The sequence below is a fragment of the Marinobacter sp. V032 genome, assembly GCF_052645435.1.
Map to the genome: position 1 here is coordinate 82,129 of NZ_JBQXYE010000004.1, position 14,339 is coordinate 96,467.

At 55.3% G+C, this 14,339-nt stretch carries 17 protein-coding genes; 6 read left to right on the top strand and 11 right to left on the bottom strand.

The window, feature by feature from the left end; all coding sequences use genetic code 11:
- Positions 1 to 2: 2 nt before the first annotated feature.
- The 6 genes from fliE to ACUN9X_RS16270 form a co-directional block, all read right to left on the bottom strand.
- The gene (gene fliE / locus ACUN9X_RS16245; RefSeq protein WP_260034855.1) at positions 3 to 371 is read right to left on the bottom strand and encodes a flagellar hook-basal body complex protein FliE; all 369 of its coding nucleotides are present in this window, start codon (positions 369 to 371) and stop codon (positions 3 to 5) included.
- Between the two features lie 306 nt (positions 372 to 677).
- Entirely contained in the window at positions 678 to 2,129 is a 1,452-nt protein-coding gene (locus ACUN9X_RS16250) for a sigma-54-dependent transcriptional regulator (protein ID WP_445473763.1), read from the bottom strand.
- 13 nt (positions 2,130 to 2,142) lie between these two features.
- Entirely contained in the window at positions 2,143 to 3,438 is a 1,296-nt protein-coding gene (locus ACUN9X_RS16255; RefSeq protein WP_445473764.1) for a sensor histidine kinase, read from the bottom strand.
- Positions 3,439 to 3,766: 328 nt separating this feature from the next.
- Complete coding sequence (locus tag ACUN9X_RS16260) at positions 3,767 to 5,206, bottom strand: sigma-54 dependent transcriptional regulator (RefSeq protein ID WP_260034850.1); 1,440 nt, start codon at positions 5,204 to 5,206, stop codon at positions 3,767 to 3,769.
- Positions 5,207 to 5,360: 154 nt separating this feature from the next.
- Entirely contained in the window at positions 5,361 to 5,681 is a 321-nt protein-coding gene (locus ACUN9X_RS16265; protein ID WP_260034849.1) for a hypothetical protein, read from the bottom strand.
- 122 nt (positions 5,682 to 5,803) lie between these two features.
- Positions 5,804 to 7,162 (bottom strand): DUF1329 domain-containing protein, encoded by a 1,359-nt coding sequence (locus ACUN9X_RS16270; protein WP_445473765.1) that lies wholly within the window; start codon positions 7,160 to 7,162, stop codon positions 5,804 to 5,806.
- 309 nt (positions 7,163 to 7,471) lie between these two features.
- On the opposite strand from ACUN9X_RS16270, the gene ACUN9X_RS16275 reads away from it, so the two are divergent.
- Positions 7,472 to 7,951 carry a DUF6586 family protein gene (locus ACUN9X_RS16275; protein WP_445473766.1) on the top strand — a complete coding sequence of 160 codons (480 nt, stop codon included), beginning with the start codon at positions 7,472 to 7,474 and terminating at the stop codon, positions 7,949 to 7,951.
- Between the two features lie 58 nt (positions 7,952 to 8,009).
- Positions 8,010 to 8,273: a hypothetical protein gene (locus ACUN9X_RS16280; protein WP_260034843.1), complete on the top strand. Its 264-nt coding sequence runs from the start codon at positions 8,010 to 8,012 to the stop codon at positions 8,271 to 8,273.
- A 189-nt stretch (positions 8,274 to 8,462) separates the two neighbouring features.
- Here the strand turns inward: ACUN9X_RS16280 and ACUN9X_RS16285 are convergent, their stop codons facing one another.
- From ACUN9X_RS16285 to yccX, 3 genes are all read right to left on the bottom strand, one after another.
- Positions 8,463 to 9,002 (bottom strand): cell division inhibitor SulA, encoded by a 540-nt coding sequence (locus tag ACUN9X_RS16285; protein ID WP_445473767.1) that lies wholly within the window; start codon positions 9,000 to 9,002, stop codon positions 8,463 to 8,465.
- 39 nt (positions 9,003 to 9,041) lie between these two features.
- On the bottom strand, positions 9,042 to 9,650 hold the full coding sequence (lexA, locus tag ACUN9X_RS16290) for a transcriptional repressor LexA (RefSeq protein WP_260034840.1): 609 nt from the start codon (positions 9,648 to 9,650) through the stop codon (positions 9,042 to 9,044).
- 100 nt (positions 9,651 to 9,750) lie between these two features.
- Positions 9,751 to 10,023 (bottom strand): acylphosphatase, encoded by a 273-nt coding sequence (gene yccX, locus ACUN9X_RS16295; RefSeq protein WP_260034839.1) that lies wholly within the window; start codon positions 10,021 to 10,023, stop codon positions 9,751 to 9,753.
- Between the two features lie 124 nt (positions 10,024 to 10,147).
- On the opposite strand from yccX, the gene ACUN9X_RS16300 reads away from it, so the two are divergent.
- Positions 10,148 to 10,858, top strand: coding sequence for a glutamine amidotransferase (locus ACUN9X_RS16300; protein ID WP_445473768.1), 711 nt, complete (start codon positions 10,148 to 10,150; stop codon positions 10,856 to 10,858).
- Between the two features lie 38 nt (positions 10,859 to 10,896).
- Here the strand turns inward: ACUN9X_RS16300 and ACUN9X_RS16305 are convergent, their stop codons facing one another.
- On the bottom strand, positions 10,897 to 11,358 hold the full coding sequence (locus ACUN9X_RS16305) for a DUF6231 family protein (RefSeq protein WP_445473769.1): 462 nt from the start codon (positions 11,356 to 11,358) through the stop codon (positions 10,897 to 10,899).
- Between the two features lie 189 nt (positions 11,359 to 11,547).
- Between ACUN9X_RS16305 and ACUN9X_RS16310 the strand changes: the two genes are divergently transcribed.
- Together ACUN9X_RS16310 and ACUN9X_RS16315 are read left to right on the top strand one after the other, a co-directional pair.
- Positions 11,548 to 12,546, top strand: a complete 999-nt coding sequence (locus ACUN9X_RS16310; RefSeq protein ID WP_260034835.1) for an amidoligase family protein — start codon at positions 11,548 to 11,550, stop codon at positions 12,544 to 12,546.
- On the top strand, positions 12,522 to 13,238 hold the full coding sequence (locus ACUN9X_RS16315) for a gamma-glutamyl-gamma-aminobutyrate hydrolase family protein (RefSeq protein ID WP_260034834.1): 717 nt from the start codon (positions 12,522 to 12,524) through the stop codon (positions 13,236 to 13,238). Before ACUN9X_RS16310 ends, ACUN9X_RS16315 begins: the two co-directional genes overlap by 25 nt.
- Before the next feature lie 45 nt (positions 13,239 to 13,283).
- Here ACUN9X_RS16315 and ACUN9X_RS16320 read toward each other — a convergent pair whose 3' ends face one another.
- Positions 13,284 to 13,487 (bottom strand): hypothetical protein, encoded by a 204-nt coding sequence (locus ACUN9X_RS16320; RefSeq protein WP_260034833.1) that lies wholly within the window; start codon positions 13,485 to 13,487, stop codon positions 13,284 to 13,286.
- A 143-nt stretch (positions 13,488 to 13,630) separates the two neighbouring features.
- Here ACUN9X_RS16320 and ACUN9X_RS16325 point away from each other — a divergent pair, with 143 nt between their 5' ends.
- Entirely contained in the window at positions 13,631 to 14,332 is a 702-nt protein-coding gene (locus ACUN9X_RS16325) for an SIMPL domain-containing protein (RefSeq protein ID WP_260034832.1), read from the top strand.
- Positions 14,333 to 14,339: the final 7 nt, after the last annotated feature.

The window sequence follows — 14,339 nt, forward strand, 5'->3', positions numbered from 1 at the left end:
TATTAAACCGGCATTTTCATGATGTCTTCATAAGCCTGCACAACCCGGTTTCTCACCTGGGTCAGCGCTTCGAAAGACACTGATGCTTTTTGTGATGCGATCATGACCCGTGTGATATCCACATTCGGATCACCCTGTTCATATGCAGTCGCCATTGCTGTTGAGGTGGACTGCAAGTCGTTGACCTGATTGACCGCCTGACTGAGCATCTCGCCAAACCCCGGCGGCTGCTGGGATTTATCCGTTTTACGAACATTGTCAACGGCACCGTTGATGTTGTTGTCATGTTCAATGCGCTGATTTTGCATCATCTGCGACCGCAGAGAACGGATGTCAGAGAGTACGCTGTTGATGTCTGTCCGCTGGACCATGCTTGATTCCCCCTGGTCGCGCACGCTATGTGCCCGGCCCGACGATGAACGAGTGTTAATGAACTAAAAGCAATTGGTGGGCCACTATTATTTTTACTATTTATTTCATAGCCTTAAACAAGAACAGAGCTTCTCGACCCAGCCGCACGACAATATATTGACTGGCAACCGCCAGAATCTTTCGGTGGGCGAATTTGGGCAACAAAAAAACGGCACCCGAAGGTGCCGTACGAAGGAGTTAGTTCAAAAGGTATAACATCACAACACAATCTCTGGATTCAGCGACACATCCACATCAAAACTGGCTCAGGCCATCGCCAGTTCGGATTCCAGATCAATACCGTAGTCACGCATCTGGGCCAACTTGTAGCGCAGGGTTCGCGGGCTAATCCCCAGCTGTTCAGCTGCACGATTACGACGGCCACGCTCACGGCGCAGCGCATCAATAATAATCCGGAACTCGCGCTGCTTGATCTCCTGCCCCAGGGAACCGCTATCCGCCTCGGCGTCAACTAACATCGCTGCCGATTCCGCATCAGCCGCCGCGCCTTCATCGGGTGAAGATTGCACTGATGCCAGTACGGGCCTGACCGCTTCCGGAGCCGGGTTGCGCGGCGCCAGGCCGGTAATTCCCATATCAAGACAGAGATCATCAGCCACTATGGTCTGACCCTGCAGTAGCACCAGTGCGCGCTGAATAGCATTATCCAGCTCCCGCACGTTACCCGGCCAGGGATGGGCGCTAAGCGCCTGCTCTGCGTCGCGACCAAAGCTGATGCCGTTGAGTTTCATTTTCCTGCAATGTTGCTTCAACAGGTGCCTCGCCAGCGGCATTATATCCCTTGGGCGCTCCCGCAACGGCTGCCACTGCATCGGGAAAACGCTCAGTCGATAATACAGATCCTCGCGGAACTGACCTTCCCGGACATATTCGGCAAGATCACGGTTGGTGGTCGCCAGCACACGAACATCAAGCTGGATGGTTTTGCGACCGCCCACACGCTCCACTTCGCGCTCCTGCAACACCCGCAGCAGCTTTGACTGCAATCCCGGATCCATTTCTGATATTTCATCAAGCAGTATCGTGCCACCGTTGGCCTGCTCGAACTTACCCGGCGACGAGGCGTGGGCACCGGTGAAAGCGCCTTTCTCGTGGCCAAACAGAATGGCTTCAAGCATGTTCTCCGGAATGGCCGCACAGTTAATCGCGATAAACGGTGCATTTGCGCGCGGAGAGTGTTGATGGATATAACGCGCCAGCACCTCTTTACCGGTGCCACTCTCACCGGAAATCATCACGGTCGAATCGCCTGCGGCTACCTTGCGCGCCAGCTGGAACATGCGCTGGCTGACAGGATCTTCCGCCACCGGCTCATCGGCACTCTTGCGCGTTGTGCCGCCAACCACGCGGGACACCGCATCAACCAGCACCTGTGACTCAAAAGGCTTGACCAGATAATCGATTGCACCGGACTGCATGGCGGATACTGCGTGGCTGATCTGGCCGTAAGCCGTGATCAGCATCATCGGCAGCCCCGGATACAGACGCTGCACCTCTGCAAGCAGTTGGTGACCGGAAAGTCCCGGCATGTTGACGTCGCTGACAACCAGATCGACAGCACCTTCTGCCAGTCGCTCAAGCGCCTGCTCAGCACAATCCGCTTCGCGAACCTGAAATTTTGCGAGCTCCAGGGTGGTCACCAGCGCTTCACGCAGGTCCTGGTCATCCTCGACGATCAATACGGTTGATTTGGCCATAGCTGCCTCCGCCTCACTGCTGCTCAGTTCTGTAGGTGCCCGTATCCAGCGGCGCCAGTGGCAGACGCAGGCAGGCCTGCGCGCCTCCGGACGCCACGGATTCAAGCACAAATTCACCATGATGGGCTTTCACAACAGCCTGAACGACGGCCAGCCCCAGCCCGGTGCCATGGGATTTGGTGGTATAGAATGCTTCCAGCAACTGTTCACGCTGGGCGGGCTCAAAGCCAGGCCCGTTATCAGTCACTGTCAATATCATCTGATTGGGTTGGCCACCTGCGCCAGGTGTCACCTCATCCGTCTTCATTGCAATCGTGACCTGCGTTGCCCCCGCCTCGAGGCTATTGTTCACAAGGTTCACGCATGCACCGACCAGCGCATCGCGGTTACACAGGACTGCGGCGCGGCTGTCTTCATCTTCAAGCTGCCAATGGATCTGGCTGCCATTGCGCAATGTGAGCCCTTCAACCGCTGATTTAAGGCTGCTCCCCAAGGCTGCGAGCGGCAACTGCTCTGCCAGCCGGGTTTCACCGCGAGCAAAAACAAGCATGTCACGCACTTGCTGCTCAAGATGCGTCAAACGCGACATCAGGCGATCAACACAACGCGCACGCAACTCGTCATCAAGATCGGGTTGTGACAGATGGCCACCGTACAAAATGGCTGCGGACAAGGGTGTCCGAATCTGGTGAGCCAGTGAAGCCACCATCTTGCCCATCGACGACAGACGCTGCGCGTGGGCGAGTTGGCCCTGAAGCTTGCGTGTTTCGGTAAGGTCTGTCAGCAAAATCAGCTGCCCCGGCTCGTTTTCCATCGAGCGGATTTCAATGCTGACACGGCGCCCATCACGCAATGACACTTCGTGACCATCATCCCGGCGTGGGGCAAAGCAGCGGCGAATCACATCAACCCAGGCCTCACCTTCCAGCGGCTGCCCCAGCAATGACACAGCAGCCGGGTTGCATTGGCTGACCGCGCCTTTGCTGTCGAGTACCACCACACCTGCAGGCATGACTGAGAGCAGCGTTGTCAGGCGATCAGCCAGACGCTCTTTCTCTTCGAGCTCCTGCTGGCGCTGACGGGATTCGGCTGTCAACTCGCCTGAAAGCTGATTTACGCGAGACTCAAGCGTGCGATAGGAATCAGTAATCTGACGGGACATCTGATTGAACAGGTCAAGCGCAGAATCCACCGCCGCGTCATCCGGTGACGACGGAAACAGGGCGGTGACTTTTTCATTGGCATCGGCCGCTGCATTGGAGAACTCCTCCCGAACAGACGACTCGACGGTAAACTGCAACTGACTCATGCTTGACCTCCGAAAGTGACGACAGGACTATCCCATCGATGCTCTCTGGACAGATGGCTTTAAGATCAGATAAGCGATTCCTGTGCCATATTTAATTTATTCAGTTATTTCAGCTTATTAGCCCGAACCAAAAGAACAACATGACAGATTACCGGCGGTTAATACTGGCGAGGGATATGTCGACAACGGGAAATTGACGGCGTGACGTCATGACACCGAAGCAGCCTTCATGACATCCTCCGCCACAGCATCAAAATGAGACAGGCATAAAAAAACCCGCATTTGCGGGTTTTGATTTATCAGGTCACGTCAGTGGCAGATCGCGGCATCAGACACCCTCGTCCGCCGTATCATCACGTAAACCATACTTGCGAACCTTTTCAACCAGCGTCGTTCTGCGGATACGCAGTTTCTCCGCGGCCCGGGCCACCACACCGCCAGCTTCATCCAGAGCCTGCTGGATCAGTTGCTTCTCCAGATTTCCGAGATAATCTTTCAGATCGATACCATTGACCGGCAGCAACGCCGGCGCATCCAGCCCTATCAGCCCCGGTACTCCGGGCATGCCAACATCGTCTACCGGCCGGTTTTCGTCGAAATCATCCACATAACGGAATTTCTTGGGCAGCTCCTGAACACCGATAACACCGTAGGGATGCATGATAGCCAGTCGCTCGACAAGGTTAGCCAGCTCCCGCACATTACCGGGCCAGTCATGACGGCAAAGACTCATGATGGCGGCAGAGTTCAATCGCAGTGATCCACGCTTTTCCTTCTCCATCCGAGCGACCAACTCATGTACGAGAAGCGGAATATCTTCGACCCGCTCCCGCAAAGCAGGCATTTCGATGGGGAATACATTCAGGCGGTAGTAGAGATCTTCCCGGAACTCTCCTCCCTGGATCATGTCCTCCAGGTTCTTGTGTGTCGCCGCAATGACCCGCACATCAGCGTTAACAGTGCGATTGCTGCCCACCCGCTCGAAGGTCTTTTCCTGCAACACCCGCAGAATCTTGACCTGCATGCTAAGCGGCATATCGCCAATCTCGTCAAGAAACAGCGTGCCCCCTTCAGCCAACTCAAAGCGCCCTACACGAGCCGTAATCGCGCCAGTGAAGGCACCTTTCTCATGCCCGAAAAGCTCACTCTCCAGCAGTTCGCCGGGAATGGCGCCACAATTGACCGGCACGAACGGTTTGTCCCGGCGGGGCGAATGATAGTGAAGGTTGCGAGCGACCACTTCCTTGCCTGTGCCGGACTCCCCAGTGATCAACACACTCACCTCTTTATCCGCGACCTGGCTCATCAACTGCCGCACCTGCTGCACGCTTCGACTCGTGCCCACCAGGCTTCTGAACAACTGCAAAGCCCGCTGCTGGCCACGTTCCTGCGATCGAGCATACTGATCGCGGAAAACCTGAGCACGGTAGAGGGAATCAACAAACTTGGTGTAATTCAGAGGCCAGTCCATGCGCGCGATCACATGGCCCGAAATGCCAGCATCCAGATCGGATAAATCGGGGTCTCCGATCATCAACACGGGTATTCCCTGATCCAGCGCGACGAGCTTCTCAAGCGCAGGCACTACATCAGGATCGCTGCCATTAAGAATAACGGCGGCCACATCGTTCAGTTCGGTCATTTTATCCAGAGCGGCATGATCGACTTCCCAGACCTGTTCTCCCAGGAAGTCCAGAATCGTGGTCAGATCACGACATCTGTTCTGATCTTCGGCGAGCACCAGTATCTTGTTGTTATTGGCGGACATGCAGTAACTATCTCCGGAGGCTTGGCAGAGCGTTGGGCGTAGAGCGCGTTGTCTGTTTTATGACGCGTATTTAAGACGCAGAATTAACAAGAGTCAATTTTATGACGCAGAAAAAGAAACTCTTCAGGTGATCCCGGGCATCCAGCGACGCGCCCTAGCGCGGTTTTCGGTGGCTGACATCGGCGTAAGCATTGACCGCACTGCGACTGCGGCCCACTTCTTTCAGTCCGTCGGCAGCCGTCTGGCGCGCGACACCGGCACCCTGGGCCACCTCTTCCGCGATTCGCCGCAAGTCCAGCAACCGCTCTGTCAGCAAATCAGCACTGACATCTCCGGCACGGACCTCCGCCACGGCAGCATCGACACAAGGCTGCACCGATTCGGTAATCACATTCAACCCGTCCCAATCTTCGATTGATAACGCATGACGGTAGTCATCAATTAACCTATCCAGCGCCTCGATAGCAGAACTCACGTTTTGCACCCCCAGGAATCATTGCCCGAAAAAAAGCCCGACAGGTAAACCTGACGGGCCTCGAACCTTATGTCAATCCACTTACCGTGATGCCAGACAAACATCCGGGGGATTGCATACCTCTAGCGACGTGCCGAGCGACGTACTGCAGAAGCCGTAAACTCATTCCCACGGAAGCCGGGGTTGAAATCGTAAGGCTCCTGACCATCATCGAGACCATCGATATAGTAGCGTTCCTGCTTCAGATCGTATGTCAGCTCAATGGTGGTCCAGAACGTGGGTACGGTGTAGTAGCTGATGTTATGGCCCTCTGATACCCGCCAGAGATTGCCGTCATCGTCGTATTCATCGGATGCCAGGATCGCCCAGCTGTCCTCGTCGATATAGAACACCCGTCGACTGAAGATGTGGTTCAGACCGGTGCGTAGATTGGCCTCTATTACCCACACTCGATGCAGTTCGTAGCGGGTCAGTGACTGGTTGATATGGCGAGCCTGGATAATATCGTCAGCGGTTGCGGACGGCTCATGCAGCTTGTATGCGTTATAAGGCACATACATTTCGCGCTTACCCAGCAGTTTCCAGTCGTACTGGTTAGGGGCGCCGTTATACATGTCTTTCTGGTCTACCGAGCGCAACGAGGAGCTGTTGGGTAAATCAGTGCCATAGGCCAGATTCGGTGAGCGACGCAGACGACGCTCACCTGCCTGATAACGCCATGCAAGACGCGGAGAGCGGACCTGGTCAAGGGTTTCGTGAACCAGGTTGAGTGTGCCCGCCAGGCTGGACGGCGACATGATCCGGGTCTTCAGGTAGAAGATCTTGTTATCAATATCCTTCAGCTTCACGCCCGGCTCTGCGTAAGCAAAGAAGTAGTCGTACTCGGTCAAAACCGGCACGAATGAGCCATCTGTAGTCGGCGTTGCGAATGCGGACCGGAATGACACCTCATTGCCGCGGTAACGCAGGATGTGGTTCCAGATCACTTCCACACCGTTCTCGGGTATGGGGAACGGGCTGGTTGCAATGGCGTCTTTCACACCGTTGCCATTTTCAAGCAGCGTTGCAGTCCGTGCATTGTCCTTGGAGCTTTGATAGATCCGCTCAGGGTATGCTGCCGTGCGGCGGGTCTTGTACACCGGCAAAACATATTCCGGCGCATACTGCTTGATCATCTGGATCTGACCGGCTGTCAGATTATCTTTATACTCATCCACGTTCTGGCTGTTGATGACAAACAGCGGCTTGTCATCAGGGAACGGATCAGTCTCGATCTCACCTTCCTGATAGCTTGGCGGAGGCGTCGATAGCCCGCCGGTCCAGGCCGGAATAGTCCCTGCTTCATTGCCAGCACGCACAGCGCCAACAGGTGTCAGATCGGTATCCAGACGAGCGGCCTGCCCTTCGGAAACTTTTGCCTGTGCGCCGGCGTGCCACATCAGTGGCAGCAGCGTGATCGCAACTAATAAACGGTTACGCATGATGAGATGTCCTCTAAACGGCATTGACGTCACAAGAGCAAAAGCACTGTCGGTAAATAATCCGAATACACAGCGCTGGCGTCCGGAGAGTTGCCGGAAAATTTCGTTGTCAGGACGCTTATTTGCCTGATTAGTATGCGAATGACAAGTTATTAATTGTAGGAAGTTGTTAAAGTCCAGAGAGTTAAGGCTTTTACAGGTCCCCGTTTTCCGCAGCAGCCATCACTCATCTACGACTATGTTCGCCGCGAAACCCGGAAACCAATCTGATAGAATAGGCAACAGTTCAACGATGAGGAAAAGCACCGCATGGCATCAGACTGGCCGTCCTTTGCAAAGCAGAAAATTTATCTCGCCTCATCCTTATTGCGCCTTTCCACCGGGCAAACCGATGCGCCAAGCCGGGAGTCGGTTATTCAGGGCGCAGTAGCGCTGCTCGGAGAAGCCAGAAAGTCGCTGCTGGGGCTCATTGCCGACGTTTATCAAGTGCGCAACGCCCAGCCACAAACACTGGACGAGCTTGAAGCTCTGCTCGACAACAACTGTGCAGAGCTGGATGAGCTGCGCCGGCTCGCAGGAGATCACACCTCCTGGTGGCAGCATATTGAGCAACTGGCCTCACGCCAGCAGCGGCCAACAAAGACGTCGCATAAAGCAGCCGCCCAGGACAACCTGATTGCGGTATCAGCAGACACCGGCCCTGACCGGAGCCTGGACGCACTGCAGGCATCAGCCCAAGCGCTGAAACTCTATATAGAGAGTATTGTGGAACGCCACGCCGAGTGGTGAAGACGCAGTCAAATCATTTTTTCAGGAGGCCGCGAGCCTTCGGGGACAAAGCATTATTATGTCAACTTCAATTCTTGAAATTGTCGAACTGCCAGACGGTGACTTCGCGTTACGTCGATCCGATGATGAAGATGCGCCACTGGTTCGGATTTCATTTTCCCAGGAAGCGCGGGACATGATGGAAAAGAAGGATCTGTCTGTAGCGAAAGCCATGATGACCGCCGGTATTGAGGCAGTTGGGAACATCGCACAAGACATCGATCTGGAGGAAGAAGACGAGATGGATATCGCCCCTGCTGCCAGCTCGCGCACCCTGCACTAAACTCGCGAACCGGCTGACGCCAGTGCAGCTTTAATCAGCCGGAATACTGACCTGACCCAGAAGCAGGCCTTTAATCAGTCGATTTCTAAAATCTGAAAAAGAAAAAGGCAACTCAAAACATCTACACCATCAGGCAACAGATCACTTTTCGCCGTGCCTGTTGCCGAAACGCCTTCAATCAAGCAATCGTTAGCGCTGACGCAACACCACACCGTGGCTGTTACCCACCGCAGAAGCGGATTGCAGCTTACTGAAAGCAGGTGCGCCCAGCGCGCCTGCCGTCCACATCACCACCGCATGACATGTTCCGGCCGCCAGCGCACGCTCGGCGATCGTGAGTGCATCATGCTGATCACTTGAGCGCAAGACCAGCAGCTCGCCCGCCACAATCCCATGCATCTGCTGCCACTTGTGCATCAACGCCTGTGGGGGATCGATCCAGGCCAGCCAGCGTCGTTCCTGATTCAGCTGAGTCAGCATGGGCAACAACAGCTGCATGTTTTCCACCTGACCTGCGGGCATGATGATTTCTGTCACATTACCCTGCGCCGACTCATCTGGCAGCGCGCTGGCATTCTGGGCAACAGGCTCCTGAAACCGACGACTTTCATTCAGCGCTATGGGGCTTTCTACACGGCGCGCAACACGCCGTTCAGTTGCCTCGACGTGAATATTTGCCAGCGCCAAAGCCGGATGAGATAAATTCTGGTGAAAGCTGAGCTGCTCCATGAGACACCTCCGAATCTTGTAAAGTCACTGGCCTGCGGCTCAGTGCATGTCCGAACGTCGAATAACGCCTACGCCCAACCCTTCTATGAACAACTCCTCTTCAGCCAGATCGACTTCGATTGGCTCAAACTCGTCGTTCTCGGGGAGCAGATAGACTTTCGCGCCGTCACGCTTGTACCGTTTGACGGTCACGTTCTCACCAACGCGAGCCACGACCACCTGACCGTTACGGACTTCCTGAGTGCGGTGGACCGCCAACAGGTCGCCGTCCAGTATGCCAATATCTTTCATGCTCATACCGCGAACACGAAGCAGGTAATCCGCTGACGGAGAGAAAAAGGCGGGCTGAAGTGCGCAGTAATCGTCGATATGTTCCTGGGCGAGAATCGGGCTGCCCGCTGCAACCTGACCCACGATCGGAAGCCCCAGGTCTTCTTCTGCTTCAGGCAGACGAATCCCCCGGCTGGCGCCAGGCACCATCTCGATAGCCCCTTTGCGAGCCAGCGCACGAAGATGCTCTTCCGCCGCATTAGCAGACTTGAAGCCCAACTCACGCGCGATTTCTGCACGTGTCGGCGGATAGCCTGTGTCATCCAGAGACTTCCGGATAACCTCGAGAACCTGTTCTTGTCTTGCTGTCAGCTTCATGCCGATTTACCTGTCTTTTTATACAGTAAAACCGACTATATACAGTATTTCATCCAGTGTAAAGCCTGCAGCATCCGGATATTTCTGACAGCAGAAACGGTTACCTGATCTCGAATTTTTCCAGCTTTTCACCCTCCACTGAGCCAACTTCCACATTCTCTACTTTCGCTTGTGCGGGACCTTTGTGGAGCCACATCACCAAACCCTCCACGCCACTCTCGTCGCCGCTCGCAATCACCTTGACCCTGCCATCCGCAAGATTCTTCACATAGCCCGTGATGCCCCGGCTTTCAGCTTCGGTTTTTACCGCAGCACGAAAACCCACACCTTGCACTTTGCCTGATATATAAGCCCTGATCGTTTGTTCTGCCATTGCACCATCCTCCATAATTCTTAAAATGTCCGGGCAGGCACGCCCCTTTATAAGGTTATGTGTTACACCTTACCGTCCTAAATGTCTGCTGAAAAAGATGTCATTTCCACCCGGCAGGCTCCTTATGAAATCACTGTGTATTGTTAAGACAGGTACAACCTACCCTGAAATCCGCGACCTCCACGGCGACTTTGACGATTGGTTCATCAGCGCATTGTCACGACCGGATCTCGATGTCTGCGTTGTGGATGTTACTGCCGGTCATCCGCTGCCCGAATCGCCCGATGGCGTTGTAGTGACGGGATCGCCGGCCATGGTATCGGACCGCGCCGAGTGGAGTGAACAAACAGCTGCCTGGCTCAAGGCGCAGGTCAAAATGGAAACCCCCGTACTCGGTGTTTGCTATGGACACCAGCTATTGGCACACGCCCTCGGCGGCAGAGTGGACTACCACCCCGGTGGAAGGGAAATCGGCACACTGAAGGTGCGCAAGACAGACGCCTGTCAGAATGACCGCCTGCTACGCGACCTGCCGGACACGTTTAGCGCCAATCTGACGCATATGCAATCCGTTCTGGCATTGCCCGATGGGGCAGAACTACTTGCGTATTCGGACCATGAGCCACACCAGGCCTTTCGTTACGGTGATTGCGCATGGGGCCTGCAGTTTCACCCTGAATTCAGCGCCCGCATCATGACCGCTTATATTCAGCGCCTCACCGACATCCTGAACAATGAAAATGTCGATTCAGCCCAGTTACTTGCCGAGGTGGACGCCACCCCGGACGCACACTCATTGCTGGGGCGTTTTTCGATGCTCGTCGCCACGCAGTAGGGGTATCGGGTCGTACCAACGGGATGATCACGCAGAGGCTACCAGCGGTATTTTCCCCAGTTTTCGGGATTCGCCCAGTGCTTTGGATTATTCCAGTCACGGGCCCGGTTATAAGTCTCGATATCGTAGGTGTAGAGCGCGGACTGATCATCAAACGAGGCATAGCGCTCAAAACCAAGGGCAAGCATGTCATTGAATGACCAGTCTTCACTATCCGCAACACAGACCGCCACCTTCAGGGCGCCAGCATTGCGTAGCCAGCCGATAAACTGCCGCGCCTGTTCACGATCAACGGTATCCATCACCTCAGTGACCAAAGCCAGTTCCGCCACCACAAGCTGTTCTGATGGCGCTTCAGCAATACGATTGGTGAGATCAACCAGCTCCGCGTCCGTATGCCCACACCAGGCCTGCCCTACTTTCTGCGCTGTCTGGCCAGCGACAATTAATCTTTCAGGCTGATTGTCAGCCAGCAATTGTTCCAGTGTCGTCAGTAGCATGTTGGGTCCTTGCGGGCTTGTCGGAGGTTAAAATGATCTTAATGGTCGGCCATCCATCCATAAAGTCTTTTGCAGCTCAAACCACTTCATCCTGCATAATGGGTCAGGTTAAACCCGCTTCACGGGAGACGTAGCGTTTGCCGTGATACAGTGGCAACAGAGAATCCGATTTATTTTCAAGGAGCTGCTATGGCGTCTGAAAGCGCATGCCGAATGCCCAGTATTAAAAATACCCACACCGGTGACGAGCGACGGGTGGGCGTTGAAATCGAAATTTCGGGGCTGTCATACGAGCGACTGGTTGCGCTATGCGCTGAGCTGCTGGGCGGAGAGGCTAAACTTACGTCCCGCTACGTCAGCAAACTCGACACGTCACTAGGTGAGTTTGTTATTGAGCTCGACTCCGATCCGATCAAGGAGCTGGACCTGCAGGATCCCAGCCTGCCCGACGCCATCCGCGAGCTGGGTGGCCATGCAATGGAAGTGATCGATGCCGCCGCCGAGCGCATCGTACCGCTGGAAATCATTGGGCCTCCGCTGCCCATGTCTGCTCTAGAAACCATGGAAGACCTGTGCAATCGTCTTCGCGAAGCCGGTGCGCTGGGAAGCCGTGAGGCGCTGATATACGCCTTCGGCCTGCAACTGAACCCTGAGTTGCCGAATCTTGAGCCCGCCACACTGGTCAGTTATTTCCGCGCTTTTGCCCTGTTGTATGAGTGGCTGAAGGCCCGCCATCAGCTTGATATCAGCCGCAAGTTCACGCCCTATATCGAGCCCTGGGCCACTGAGTATGTGGACCTCATCATGAAGGAAGATTACGCGCCCGATCAGCAACAGTTGATGGAGGACTACCTGAAGTACAATCCTACCCGCAACCGCGCTCTGGACCTGCTGCCGCTGTTTGCGCACCTTGATGAAGAGCTGCTGCGCCGGCATGTTGACGACCCTCGCGTGAAGTCGCGCCCCACTCTGCACTATCGCCTTCCGGATTGTGATATCGACAACCCTGAATGGCACTTCTCGACGGTCTGGAATGATTGGGTCAAAGTCGAGGAACTGGCAGCAGATGCGCCAAAACTGCATGAACTTATGGCGCTGTACCGTGAAAGCCGGACATTCTCGTTAAAGAACCTCACTACTAGCTGGAAGGAACGCTGCGACACATGGCTGCAGACAAACCTGGTCTGACGATTGGCGTCAGCGGGCCGGCTCGCCAGCGCCTGTCACATCGACTCATGCGGCTGGCGCTCCGGTTCTATGGCGCAGAAACCATTTTCATCCGCCCCGGCTCCAAGGTAAACGTCGCCATGCTTGACGGGGTGGTCTTTGCCGGTGGTACCCACGTCCACCCCGAGCGCTACGGCCAGAAGCCTCAGGTAAAGGCCCGCTATGATCGTGTACGGGACAACACTGACTGGCGTTTGCTAAGCGAAGCCCAGGCCCTCAATCTGCCGGTTCTGGGTATCTGTCGTGGCGCTCAGCTGATTAATATCTTCCGTGGCGGGTCATTGTGTCAGGACGTCACGCCGTTGCGGGTCAATACCCGGCATCGGCCTCTTTTGTTGCCACTGCAACGGGTCAGGCTGGTTCTACCCAGCCGGCTGGGGCGGATCATGAAGCACCCTTCGATTGGTGCCAACCGCATCCACAGCCAGGCCATCAAACAGCTGGGTAAAGACTTGCGCGTGGTGGCGGTGGATAACGACCTGTTTGTGCAGGCCATCGAAAATGAAGGCGGGCAATGGCAGCTCGGGGTGCAGTGGCATCCGGAATATCTGCTGTACCACCCACTGCACCGACGCTTGTTTGAGCGCTTTGTTGATGCCGTGAGGGAGCACAAACTGATGCGACTTGGCCACAGCGAAGGCCCGGTGCTATGACCGGGATGCACCGGTAAAAGAGGAGGTGACCTCCTCTGAACCGCGTTAGATTGCCATCAGGTATTTGGTTAACACGGCCTTCAGGCGTTTGAGTGTATCCGCATCCTGATCGGCTTCTGCAAGGTAAGTTTCAGCGTAGTCTCGCAACTCTTCCCGGGTGCGAATCCCGGAGGGGTCCTGCCCTGTCAATTCAAGCAGGACCTGCCGTTCGCGCTGAGTGAGGCGTACCTGCTGTTCATGTACCAGCATGAAACTTACTCCGTCCTGATCCATCTTATGCCATAGCCCTGTTCACGAAGTGTCGGGCGAATCCTGAAACCTCTGATGACGTTTGTTTGCGATTCTGCAAGACTTGGTCAGAGGCATCCCAATCACAAACAAGGAATTGTGCCATGCGTTTTATAAGCTATCGCCATCTGCCCTCAATCGCCCGCACTGCTGTCCTGGCAGCGGCACTGGCGCCCACACTCGCCTTTGCAGGTGAGCTGAGCGTGACCGGCGAAGGCAATGTTCAGTATACGCCGGATAGCGTGCGACTCCAGTTTAGTGCCCGCGCGGAGAATGCCGACCCGCAAAAGGCGACACAAGCCGTGAGAGAGGCCATTGCCAACTGGGAAGAAAACATCAAGGCCTACCGCAATCAGCTTGACGACTACAACAATGCAACGCTGAACCTTTACACTCAGCGCATCCCGCCCCAGAAAGAAGGCGGTGAGCCTCAGGTCCGTTCCGTTGCTTCGCAAACCGTCAGCTTCACGCTTTCAGCGCTGGACACACTCAACCCGGTGCTCGAAGCGGCTCAGGACAGTGATCTGGAATATCACATAGGAGACGGCAACTTCTATCACTCCAAAGAAGATAGCCTCCAGCAGCAGGCCCTGGGCCACGCCATTGACGATGCAAAAGCACAGTGTGAATTCATTGCCAAGCGCCTGAACCAGAGCTGTGGAGAGGTGAAATCCATCTCCACCAACGGCAGCAGCCGTCCCATGCCGATGATGATGGCAGACGCCAGAGGCAAATCAGGGCCAGTCACAGCCGTTGGCAAACGCACAGTGAACGTTAGCGTCAGCGCAACCTTTGAAATTGACTGACCGGAAC

What these genes read in the sequence shown, in the direction of transcription:
- ACUN9X_RS16285 (WP_445473767.1), bottom strand. Translation starts at nt 9,002, where the DNA reads ATGGAGCAGCTCAGCTTTCACCAGAATTTATCTCATCCGGCTTTGGCG.
- ACUN9X_RS16255 (WP_445473764.1), bottom strand. Translation starts at nt 3,438, where the DNA reads ATGAGTCAGTTGCAGTTTACCGTCGAGTCGTCTGTTCGGGAGGAGTTC.
- lexA (WP_260034840.1), bottom strand. Translation starts at nt 9,650, where the DNA reads ATGAAGCTGACAGCAAGACAAGAACAGGTTCTCGAGGTTATCCGGAAG.
- ACUN9X_RS16310 (WP_260034835.1), top strand. Translation starts at nt 11,548, where the DNA reads ATGGCGTCTGAAAGCGCATGCCGAATGCCCAGTATTAAAAATACCCAC.
- ACUN9X_RS16275 (WP_445473766.1), top strand. Translation starts at nt 7,472, where the DNA reads ATGGCATCAGACTGGCCGTCCTTTGCAAAGCAGAAAATTTATCTCGCC.
- ACUN9X_RS16325 (WP_260034832.1), top strand. Translation starts at nt 13,631, where the DNA reads ATGCGTTTTATAAGCTATCGCCATCTGCCCTCAATCGCCCGCACTGCT.
- ACUN9X_RS16260 (WP_260034850.1), bottom strand. Translation starts at nt 5,206, where the DNA reads ATGTCCGCCAATAACAACAAGATACTGGTGCTCGCCGAAGATCAGAAC.
- ACUN9X_RS16320 (WP_260034833.1), bottom strand. Translation starts at nt 13,487, where the DNA reads ATGCTGGTACATGAACAGCAGGTACGCCTCACTCAGCGCGAACGGCAG.
- ACUN9X_RS16250 (WP_445473763.1), bottom strand. Translation starts at nt 2,129, where the DNA reads ATGGCCAAATCAACCGTATTGATCGTCGAGGATGACCAGGACCTGCGT.
- ACUN9X_RS16280 (WP_260034843.1), top strand. Translation starts at nt 8,010, where the DNA reads ATGTCAACTTCAATTCTTGAAATTGTCGAACTGCCAGACGGTGACTTC.
- ACUN9X_RS16305 (WP_445473769.1), bottom strand. Translation starts at nt 11,358, where the DNA reads ATGCTACTGACGACACTGGAACAATTGCTGGCTGACAATCAGCCTGAA.
- ACUN9X_RS16270 (WP_445473765.1), bottom strand. Translation starts at nt 7,162, where the DNA reads ATGCGTAACCGTTTATTAGTTGCGATCACGCTGCTGCCACTGATGTGG.
- ACUN9X_RS16300 (WP_445473768.1), top strand. Translation starts at nt 10,148, where the DNA reads ATGAAATCACTGTGTATTGTTAAGACAGGTACAACCTACCCTGAAATC.
- ACUN9X_RS16315 (WP_260034834.1), top strand. Translation starts at nt 12,522, where the DNA reads ATGGCTGCAGACAAACCTGGTCTGACGATTGGCGTCAGCGGGCCGGCT.
- yccX (WP_260034839.1), bottom strand. Translation starts at nt 10,023, where the DNA reads ATGGCAGAACAAACGATCAGGGCTTATATATCAGGCAAAGTGCAAGGT.
- fliE (WP_260034855.1), bottom strand. Translation starts at nt 371, where the DNA reads ATGGTCCAGCGGACAGACATCAACAGCGTACTCTCTGACATCCGTTCT.